Here is a 10,166-nt window from a genome sequence, read left to right on the forward strand (position 1 = left end):
ATACCCCCCTACTCTCCGTCTTGGTTTTTGTTGTCCAACTTCTTTGCTGCCATCGTTGTGGCACCAACAGCCATACCAACAGCTGCACCGGCAATGGCTGCTGCAGCAGGAGAGATTCCCTCGCCACCTTCACGGTCGCTGATCGAGGGGAACATGTTGGGAGGGGTATGGGTTTTCACATCGGCCAGGCTGAAGAGGGGTTTGCTGAAACCCACCCCCCCCTCTGAACAACCAAAGCAGGGATGGCCAACACCTATAGGCCAGACACCACCGCCAACATTATTAAATTCCAATGTCGGACAGTTGTTATAAGTTTCAGGACCTTTACAACCCAGCTTGTAGAGACAGTAGCCTTTTTTATGCCCCTCATCTCCGAACTCCAATGCGAAGCGTCCTGCATCGAAATGTGGTCGTCTATAGCAGTTCTCGTGAATCAGCCTGCCATAAGCCCACTTGGGTCGTCCCTTTTCATCAATGGGCGGCAATTTGCCGTAGGTTACGAAGTAGAGCACCGTGCCGATGAAGTTGGCTGGATTGGGAGGACACCCTGGAATGGTTACCACCGTCTTGCCTGTCAGCAGTTGAGGTGCACCAACAGCACCAGTAGGATTCGGAGCTGCTGATTGAACACCTCCCCAACTGGCGCAGGAGCCAAAAGCGACAATCGCTGCTGCGTGTTCCGCGGCCTCATGGGTTATATCAACCATGGTCTCACCACCAATCTTGCAGAAGATACCATCATTGGCCAGTGGAATGGCACCTTCTACAACCAGCAGGTATTTCCCTTTATTATCCTGCATTGCCTTTCTCTTGATATCCTCTACCTGGTGTCCAGCACCTGTATCTAAAGTCTGGTGGTAGTCGAGGGAGATAAGATCGAGTATTAAATGTTCCAGGGAGGGCTGTTCTGAGCGCAGTAGAGATTCACTGGGACCGGTACACTCCTGACCATGAAGCCAGATCACCGGCGGACGTCGCTTTGGATCAGCCACTGCCTCCGCCATGGCCATTGCAGCGCCGGAAGGGAGACCAAGAGAAGCCGCCACACCGCTACAGAACTTCAGAAAGGTTCTGCGGGAGACGCCCAGGCGCTTCTCCAAAGCTGAAAAATCGAAATCGTTCTCTGCCATCATCAATCTCCAGGTATCTATTTAGGCGTGACGGGTCCAATCAGTCATGGACAAAATCCCCTACAAAGCGCAAATTTTATGCCGTTTAATTATTCTCTATATTAAACAATTAGTTATTTAACTATCTCTTAATTAATATTCAGCACATTTTGTAAGGTTACTTGCCACCACTATTCCCCTACTGAAAACAATGTTTTCACTTTGAAATCCATTCGGTTCTTCAAAAATGGTCTATTTCGGGATTAAAAAATGGCGACCATAATTTGAAATATCGCAATGTGATCGCCTTTGGGGTTAGCTAACATGAACCAAAGTAAAAATCGGGTATGAATCGTGTTCAGCTATTTGTTCAAATTTAAATGGATCGTGTTACTACTTGTGTTCCCATCAGGACTACAAGCCCAAACGATTCAGATTTCAGAAGCAGTACCGCAGGTAAAATTTATCGATCAGCACGGCAATCCCCATTTAATTGGCGCTGATAGCAGGCTTCTCATCTATTCCCACAGCAAATACACCGGATCGATGATGGCTGAGATTCTGGCTGATGTTAAAACTGGTCACATGCATAACATTCAAGCCGCATACATTGCAGACATCAGCGGCATGCCATCCTTAATAAGCAGATTTATCGCCCTACCGAAGATGCGTGATATACCCTCACCAATTCTGGTGAGCCGAGAAGTTGATCAAGTTGCCTGGATACCCAAAAAAGAGGACAAACTAACTCTGATTTTTACGCAAAAGGGTAAGGTCTCAGATATCATTTATTCGAATGATGAAGATGAAATTAGAGCGTTGCTGAAAACATCCCCCTCAAAGAACGATAAAAAATAGTGCCCGAACCACTGCAGCCCCATTAACTTTCAATCTTCTCAGAACAACTCTGAAAGCCCCTCTCCCTTTACGGGAGAGGGGTTGGGGAGAGGGTGTACGCGAAGCGTTTCATGTGGTTAAAAGAGAAAAACCACACTGATCGTTCATATGTATCTTGCTGATTGTTTGGGAAAAATAGGGCAATCATTCTCCCCCTCTCCCCCGGCCCCTCTCCCCACCTAGTTTAAGATACTGATGACTTGTAAGTTTTTTCTACCTGACACTTCAATTGTTTATTTTTCAATGGGTTGGCGACAGCTATCAACCTCATATTGTTCTACCGACTCACATATAGAACATCTACACCTATAAGCTCCCTCCCTTGCAAATGACGGGTAGAAGGTAAAATAAAGTTAATTGTGGCGCAAAACTCCAGATAGTTAGGCTTACTTCAATGTATAAAGGGCACCTCTATTAAGGCAATAATCATCTGTTAAATAAATAATGAGGATAGGTATATGAGTCAAATCAAACAAATCATTGCAACACTGAGCCTGTTAAGTCTGGCAGCGTGCAGTCAATCGGGTAATTCTGGTGACACCATTGCAGTTGAGGAGAAACAAAGTGCTTCTGGTAGCATGACTGAGAAAGTATCTGAAGCTGGCAAAGAGACATGGGAAAAGACCAAAGAGGTCACTAGCAATGCCGCCGATACTGTTGCCACTAAGAGCAAAGAGGTCTATGAAGGCGCTAAAGAGATGGGTAGTGATGCAGCTACTGCTATCGTCGACACAAGCAAGGAGATCTATGAAAACACCAAGCAGACCGCTTCTGAAGTTGGTGCGACTGTGAAAGAGGAGACTTCTGAGGCGATAACTGCGGTCAGTGAGAAGAGCGCCGAAGTTTATCAAGAAACAAAGGAAACAACTGGTGAGATGTACGATGCCACTAAAGAAAAGGGTGCTGAAGTTATGGATAGTATGAATAAGGAATAATTACTACACCATTTTTTACCCCTCACCATATCGATAGAGCTGTCAGAACAGATGTCAATCTGTTCTTTTTTCCAGTCATATCCCCAATGACGAAATAGATGCTAGCAAGTAGCCATCTGGCGTAAGGATGCGCCATCGTCAATTTTAGAACCTACCCCTTTGATATTGATGCTTTTTATCCTTAAAATTCAAGATAGAAGGATAGTAGCCGAAAATAGTTCTATTGCTTGACAGTGATGGTATCAGGATTAAATCCAGATCCTAATTTTTTTAGACTTGTAGGCATAAAGCATGGTTAGTAGTGCAGACTCTCAGAATGCCAAGATTGTACAAATGCTCTCTGATATTCTCACGAATATCGAAGCAAACTGGCCAGTATTGCCCTCAGGCATCTGGAATGCTTCGAGTGTCAGATCGGCCTTACGCCATCTTAGTGAGCTATCCAGAAACAGTCAGAGTGAAGGATTTGTCAATATCCACGAACTCTCCCAGCAAATTGACAAGGCAATCACGGATATAACACAAGAAAAAGCCCAGCCCGATTCCGCCGAAATCAGACAAATCAATCAACTGCTTGAGAAGTTGAAACAGATGATTATCGCTGCCCAGAAACCTAAGCAAAATCAAGTTGGGCAACAGCCAGATTATGACCTCGTCTATCTACACAGCAGCGAGAGTAGTGGGGAGCAGATCACTGCAGCAATTGAAAAGAATGAATGGCGAGTCCTTAATCTGGAACTCACCGTTGACCTGCGCCATTTTCTGACCGAACAGAGCGTAAAACTCATTCTTATCGATACACAATTTATTGATGATATGAGTGAGATCAACAAGATTCTCAACGAATTACACCCAAACAAGAAGACCAGGCCAGAACTGATTTTTATTACTGGCGAGTGCAATATTGAAATTCGCCTTGAAGTACTTCGCACAGGTGTCACTCAATGCTTCACCAGCCCAATAAACATCAACGACCTGATGTTGAGCATCAAGCAGATAATCTCACCCCATGTAAAACCCAAAGATCGTGTTTTGCTCATTGAGGATGATGAATCGCAGGCTCAGTTTGCCAGTACATTATTGCGAAAAGGTGGTTTAAAAACACGATCGATAACCAATCCATTAGGTGTAATGGAGGCAGTAAAGCAGTTCCAACCTGATCTTATATTAATGGATCTTTATATGCCTGGCGCCAACGGCATTGAACTCACACAAGTAATCCGTGATAAAAAAGAGTTGGCAAACATACCCATAGTCTTTCTATCGGGTGAGGAGAGTATGGAGAAGAAGCTTCTTGCTCTCCACTCTGGTGCAGACGACTTTTTAACTAAGCCTGTCAGGCCACAACATCTTTTGGCTACTGTAAAAACAAGAATCAATAGAGCCCAGATTATTTTCGAAGCGGGCGCCAGAGGAAATATAGATTACTCAACTGGCTTACAGAACAGAAAAGCTCTACTGCTAAAACTGGATTGCATGAGCCAGAATGTAGAGGCAGCAAAATCTGTAGCCGGGTTATTTACAATAACTTATGCTGACCCAGAGCAATACCATAACAATCAAGACTACAGTAACATCATTGAAGAGATAACTCAGCTGGTTGGTTCTACTCTCAATAAGCACGACTATCTTGCGCGCTCTTCAGAATACAGCCTGACAATTCTTTTATTTCGAAACACCTTGGATGAATTCAATCAATTTGGAACAGAGCTATTCGACCGATTAAAAGCCAATATTCATGATGGTGTTGAGTTTGGCATAGGTAAAACTTTGATTGATTTCAATCAAAATGACCCTGACATCCTGCTGGCACAGTCAGAAACTGCATCATTGATGGCATTTCGCCGTCATTCCGAGTCCTATCTTGACCATCAAGAACAGATAGAGGCGCCAGCTGAGACAGAAACATCCATTAATGACTTCCAAAAACAACAGTTTCAAAGTGCTCTAGAAACTGCTCTTATTGAGTTTCGACAGCAGCAATTTAACTCGACTCAAGATGTAGAAATAGTAGCTATAGAATTGTTGCCAAAACCTGCTCCTGCAACAGATATCATTCTGACTTCAGACAACATTTTCATTACAGCAGAGCAGCACGGTTTAAACGCTGAGTTTGATCAGTATATTTGTAAATACGCGTTAAGAATGCTCGGAGAATTTTCACTGGTTGGTGATATGACTCAAGTTATTATTTCCATCTCCGCTCTTGCGATGAATGATGGGGTAATAATCGAGTTTATAAAGTCTGAATTGCGTAGATTGCAACTGGTTGGCACTGGCCTGATGATAGAGTTTGACCTACCTTCTCTCGCAAAAAACCTTAAGCAGGCCCGCTACTTTCTTGGTGAACTCTCTGCTATGGGCATAAACACTCTGCTTGGTAATTTCGCCTGTAACGAGACAGCATATAAAGTACTTGCTTATCTGAATGCAGATGGCGTAAGACCTCACGTCTCCATGCTCAATACCAGCTTCGAGGAGACAAATGAAATTGCTACCCAAGTACATTCACTTAATGCAAAGATCATATTACCAACAGTTGATAAGTTTGGTCTTAGTAGTTTGTATTGGTCTGAAGCAGCAGATTTTGTCCAATCAAGCTATAACGATTAGAACTATTCCAACTGTTTGATCTTCGATAATGCTTACTTCATATCCAACCAAACCTCTATTTTTTTGATCTACAGCAAAAGAATCCAATTCCTCAAACCATACCAATTATGTTACATTCCCACAGGCATGGAACCGTCATAAAAGGTCGCTAGCTTTAGCGACTACGCTGTCCGACCGCTTAATCACTTGTCATGGATGTTACGCCGCCACACCGGGCTAACGCTCACTTGTGGCATTTACTTAGCTATCTGCTCGACATGGGATTGGTGTTCAACGGATGACAAGATGGAAAATGAGAGCCGTTTTCAGCGGCATCATTCATATACTGACACATCTCCGCTTATCTGGTTCAAAGAGACTGATTTTTCTTAGCGCTATCCTCTTTTTCAGGTTCGTGGCAGCAGAGCAGTTGCCAATAGAAAATCTGTTGGAAAGAAGTTATTTGGATGACTATTACAGTAATGTGATTTACGGCTATCGCATCATCACTGAGACTGAAAAATATGGTGCGCGCTACACAGGCAACAGTTTACGCTGCTCCAATTGTCACCTTGATGCCGGACGTCGAAGAGATGCGATTCCGCTCAATGTGGCCGGCATGTATCCCAAGTGGCGGAGTAAGAATGGTCGACGAAACGGTATCGGCCTGCGTATCCGTGAGTGCTTTGTCTACAGCCTTGATGGCATTATGCCACCTGAAGACGCTCCTGAAGTGATGGCTATCTCTGCCTATATCTCTTATCTGTCTCATGGTGAGACGATCGGCGAGGCCCCTGAAGGCCGAGGGGTACCGACTATACCCGATACAGGTTATGACCCTAACCCCGCCTCAGGTAAAGCCATCTATGATCAGAAATGTGCTGCCTGTCATGGGAAGGGTGGAGTGGGCATACCCACAATACCGCCATTGTGGGGGATCGACTCTTATAACGAAGCTGCCGGCATGGCTGATGTGAAGCGAGCAGCCGGATTCATCTGGGCAAATATGCCCCTTGGGCAGGAGCGTACACTCAGTCATCAGGATGCACTGGATGTCGCAGCCTATATCAACATCCAGATCCGTCCAGGAGACCCACGCAAATATAAATTACTCAAATTACTTGAGTCGGTGTCAGGCATCTTCAGTCAATGAGTTACTTTGTTGGCTATCCAATAACGATATCGGAACTAGAGAAACCGGTGAAAATGCCATGGCATTGAATCGTCTACCTGAAGTTCTCCCCTGGCATCCTCGCAACTCGACTAATATCAACTACTCGAGTGAACTCTTTGGTGCGCTCATCGGAGCAATTCTGGTGATTCCCCAGGGGATCACATTTGCTTATCTGGCTGGATTACCACCGGAATATGGCATCTATACCTCAATCTTTGTCACCCTGTTTGCCAGTCTTTTCGGCACCAGCTCCATGCTTGGCGGCCCCAATACGGCAGTGGCGATACTGATTGGCGTGGCAGTTGCGCCTTATGCAGGTCGGGGGAGTCCGCTCTACATTGATTATGTTCTAATGCTCAGTTTCATGGTTGGCATCATTCAGCTGTTAATCTGGTTACTGCGGGGCGGCCGTTTTTTTATGTATTTGAGTCCTGCGGCCATCACTGGTATCACTACCGGTGTAGGTTTAATTCTGGTTCTCTCCTCTTTGGACGGCATTCTCGGACTCTCGACTTCAGGTACTCTCTTTTTTTTCCAAAAGCTCTATCTGCTGTTCGACGACGCAGAAAATCTGGTAAACCCCTATAGCTTCAGTGTGGGAGTGGTAACAGTCGTGACCGGACTAGTCGCGCGACACTACAAGACCCGTTATGCGATCCTGATAGCCATTGCAGCAGGCTATCTCTGCGGTTTGCTTGAGATGGCACAGTTTCCACAAGTCGATATGGAATTGGAACTCCTGGGGTACTTGCCAATCACCCCGCTGCCCCTCTCTCATCCACCGGTAGGTACTGAGTATCTCCTGGTTGGCCTCTCCATGTTGCCCGACGCGATAATCATCTCGCTTATAGGGTTGGCGCAATCGATGGTCATTGTAAAACATTTAAGAAGCGATACCGATCAACCCATTCAACCCGATAAAGAGGTCTTCGCTCAGGGCATGGCCAACCTGCTTGCACCTTTTTTCTCCAGCTTTGCCGGATCAGGCAGCTTCAATCGTACTGCGGTGAATCAATCCCTGAATATTAAGACCCCACTGGCAGGCATTGTCTCTTCAGGAATAGTCCTGGTAGTGATTCTTGTACTTGGCCCTGTCCTCACCTACCTACCGATGGCCGTCATCTCAGGTACGCTGTTTTTGGTGGGCATTGGCATGATCAAGACAGATGAGATTCGACGCCTGACAACCTGGCGTGGTGAATTGACTGTGTTTGCAGTTACTCTGCTCAGTATTATCTTTGTCGGGCTCCAAACCGGACTGGTGGTAGCGCTGGTATTGTCTGTATTACTGTTTGTACTTTCAGCCTCCCGATTGGAACTCCAGGTGGAGCATGAGGCTGTCTCGGTTAGAATCCGTGTCGAAGGCCATCTCTTCTATGCCTCCATTGATCAACTCAGCCAACTGCTTAAGCGTCATCGCACAGAAAATGTGATTCTGGATCTTAGTGTTGTCTCTTATCTCGACCTGTCAGCGACAGAGGCTATCGCCAAAGAGCTAACCAATCGCAACAACAAACAGACCTTCTTCGCCATTCAACTCAGCTCCCCTCGCCTTCAGGCTCAATTCGAAAACCGCATGCTAGGGGAGCCTGTGCAGTTTATACAGCAGACTCAAACATAATCTATTTTCCCCACAGTGGAATATGTCAGCTCTTACGATTAACCCGGCGACTAAGTAGGTCGTCTTCAGGGTTTCAAGCCTGCCCTTGATCAAGGCGCACCCCAAGGGCACTTCCTTCGGGGTGCAGCTCGCAGGCTATAGTTGTTCCCTTGTCAACAGCCGCAACACCGAGCAAGGGCAGGCTTGAAACCTCTAACAATATGATTTTTAAAAGACAGGCCCTAGGCCGGAATGACGCTTACTTAAGGGGATTTGTTACGTAGAACGAGAATTTTCTGAGGTAACCAAGCTATTTTGGTGGGGCAGGGCCCCACCCTACGCCCTGAATTGAACGGTAGGGTGCACCAAAACGGCTTAAGTAAGTGCCATTCGGGTCAGAGTGCATTTGCCAGTTGTCTCTCTGTTCCCATAGGAGAACCGAGTGAATACGTGGCAGTAGTAATATTGTGGTTATTTGAGTTTGTTCGAGGCCTCAGAAAACAGGCATAATAGCAATTTCCTGTCGCCATTTTTCTCGGAGCTTGAGATGCCACAATACCGCTCACGTACAACGACCCAGGGCCGCAATATGGCGGGCGCACGCGCCCTCTGGCGGGCCACAGGCATGACAGATGATGATTTTGAGAAACCAATCGTTGCGGTGGCCAACTCATTTACCCAATTTGTACCTGGCCATGTTCATCTTAAGGATCTGGGGCAGTTGGTGGCCCGTGAGATCGAAGCGGCCGGCGGTGTTGCAAAGGAGTTCAATACCATCGCGGTAGATGACGGTATTGCCATGGGGCATGGTGGCATGCTCTATTCACTGCCATCCCGGGATATTATTGCTGATTCTGTTGAGTATATGGTCAATGCTCATTGTGCAGATGCGCTGGTCTGTATCTCCAATTGCGACAAGATTACCCCCGGCATGCTGATGGCGGCAATGAGACTGAATATTCCTACGGTTTTCGTCTCCGGCGGACCCATGGAAGCCGGTAAGGTCAAACTTCAGGGGCAGGAGCAGGAGCTGCATCTTGATTTGGTGGATGCCATGGTATCCGCAGCCAATCCTCAGGAGTCAGATGAGAATGTAGCTCAGATCGAGCGTTCCGCTTGTCCGACCTGTGGCTCCTGCTCAGGCATGTTTACTGCCAATTCGATGAATTGTCTTACCGAAGCATTGGGACTCTCTCTGCCAGGCAATGGTTCACTGTTGGCAACCCATGCTGATCGCGAACAACTTTTTCTCGAAGCTGGTCGCCTGGTGGTGGATTTAGCCCGACGTTGGTATGAGCAGGATGATGCAACCGCCTTGCCCAGAGAGATTGCGACCTTCCAGGCATTTGAGAACGCGATGAGTCTCGATATAGCGATGGGTGGATCGACCAATACTGTGTTGCACCTGCTTGCCGCGGCCCATGAAGCGGGGGTCGATTTCACCATGACAGATATTGATCGCTTGAGTCGTCTGGTGCCAAATCTTTGTAAGGTTGCCCCCGCTACTCAACAGTATCATATGGAGGATGTTCATCGGGCTGGTGGTGTGATCGCCATCCTGGGTGAGTTGGATCGGGCTGGCTTGATCAAGCGTGATGTACCCACGGTGTATGCGAAAAGTCTCGGCGATGCTTTGCAGAGCTGGGATGTGATTCGCACTCAAGAGGAGCAGGTTCAGACGCGTTATCTGGCTGCTCCTGGCGGTGTGCCGACTCAGGTGGCATTTAGTCAACAGGCTCGCTGGCCGGCACTCGACTTGGATCGCGCTGCAGGTTGTATTCGGGACTTAGAGCACGCCTACTCAAAAGATGGCGGCCTTGCCGTACTCTCTGGAAATCTGGCTGAACAAGGGTGTATCG

General features: G+C 46.8%; 7 protein-coding genes. 6 read left to right on the plus strand and 1 reads right to left on the minus strand.

What is annotated here, in order from left to right; translation table 11 throughout:
- Positions 1-8: 8 nt before the first annotated feature.
- Entirely contained in the window at positions 9-1,133 is a 1,125-nt protein-coding gene (locus AC4IFB_RS15265; protein WP_490775458.1) for a hydrogenase small subunit, read from the minus strand.
- 330 nt (positions 1,134-1,463) lie between these two features.
- Between AC4IFB_RS15265 and AC4IFB_RS15270 the strand changes: the two genes are divergently transcribed.
- The 6 genes from AC4IFB_RS15270 to ilvD form a co-directional block, all read left to right on the plus strand.
- The gene (locus tag AC4IFB_RS15270) at positions 1,464-1,967 is read left to right on the plus strand and encodes a hypothetical protein (RefSeq protein WP_490780601.1); all 504 of its coding nucleotides are present in this window, start codon (positions 1,464-1,466) and stop codon (positions 1,965-1,967) included.
- Positions 1,968-2,464: 497 nt separating this feature from the next.
- Entirely contained in the window at positions 2,465-2,941 is a 477-nt protein-coding gene (locus tag AC4IFB_RS15275; RefSeq protein WP_490775456.1) for a hypothetical protein, read from the plus strand.
- Positions 2,942-3,232: 291 nt separating this feature from the next.
- Positions 3,233-5,554 (plus strand): response regulator, encoded by a 2,322-nt coding sequence (locus AC4IFB_RS15280; RefSeq protein ID WP_490780602.1) that lies wholly within the window; start codon positions 3,233-3,235, stop codon positions 5,552-5,554.
- A gap of 277 nt (positions 5,555-5,831) precedes the next feature.
- Positions 5,832-6,686: a c-type cytochrome gene (locus tag AC4IFB_RS15285; RefSeq protein ID WP_490775454.1), complete on the plus strand. Its 855-nt coding sequence runs from the start codon at positions 5,832-5,834 to the stop codon at positions 6,684-6,686.
- Between the two features lie 58 nt (positions 6,687-6,744).
- Complete coding sequence (locus AC4IFB_RS15290) at positions 6,745-8,328, plus strand: SulP family inorganic anion transporter (RefSeq protein ID WP_490775453.1); 1,584 nt, start codon at positions 6,745-6,747, stop codon at positions 8,326-8,328.
- Positions 8,329-8,854: 526 nt separating this feature from the next.
- A partial coding sequence (ilvD, locus tag AC4IFB_RS15295; protein WP_490780603.1) for a dihydroxy-acid dehydratase occupies positions 8,855-10,166 on the plus strand: 1,312 nt, incomplete at its 3' end.

The sequence above is a fragment of the Candidatus Thiodiazotropha sp. AKIB8 genome, from assembly GCF_058244675.1.

Coding starts and splice junctions, on each gene's coding strand:
- AC4IFB_RS15280 (WP_490780602.1), top strand. CDS start 3,233: ATGGTTAGTAGTGCAGACTCTCAGAATGCCAAGATTGTACAAATGCTC.
- AC4IFB_RS15275 (WP_490775456.1), top strand. CDS start 2,465: ATGAGTCAAATCAAACAAATCATTGCAACACTGAGCCTGTTAAGTCTG.
- AC4IFB_RS15265 (WP_490775458.1), bottom strand. CDS start 1,133: ATGATGGCAGAGAACGATTTCGATTTTTCAGCTTTGGAGAAGCGCCTG.
- AC4IFB_RS15285 (WP_490775454.1), top strand. CDS start 5,832: ATGACAAGATGGAAAATGAGAGCCGTTTTCAGCGGCATCATTCATATA.
- AC4IFB_RS15290 (WP_490775453.1), top strand. CDS start 6,745: ATGGCATTGAATCGTCTACCTGAAGTTCTCCCCTGGCATCCTCGCAAC.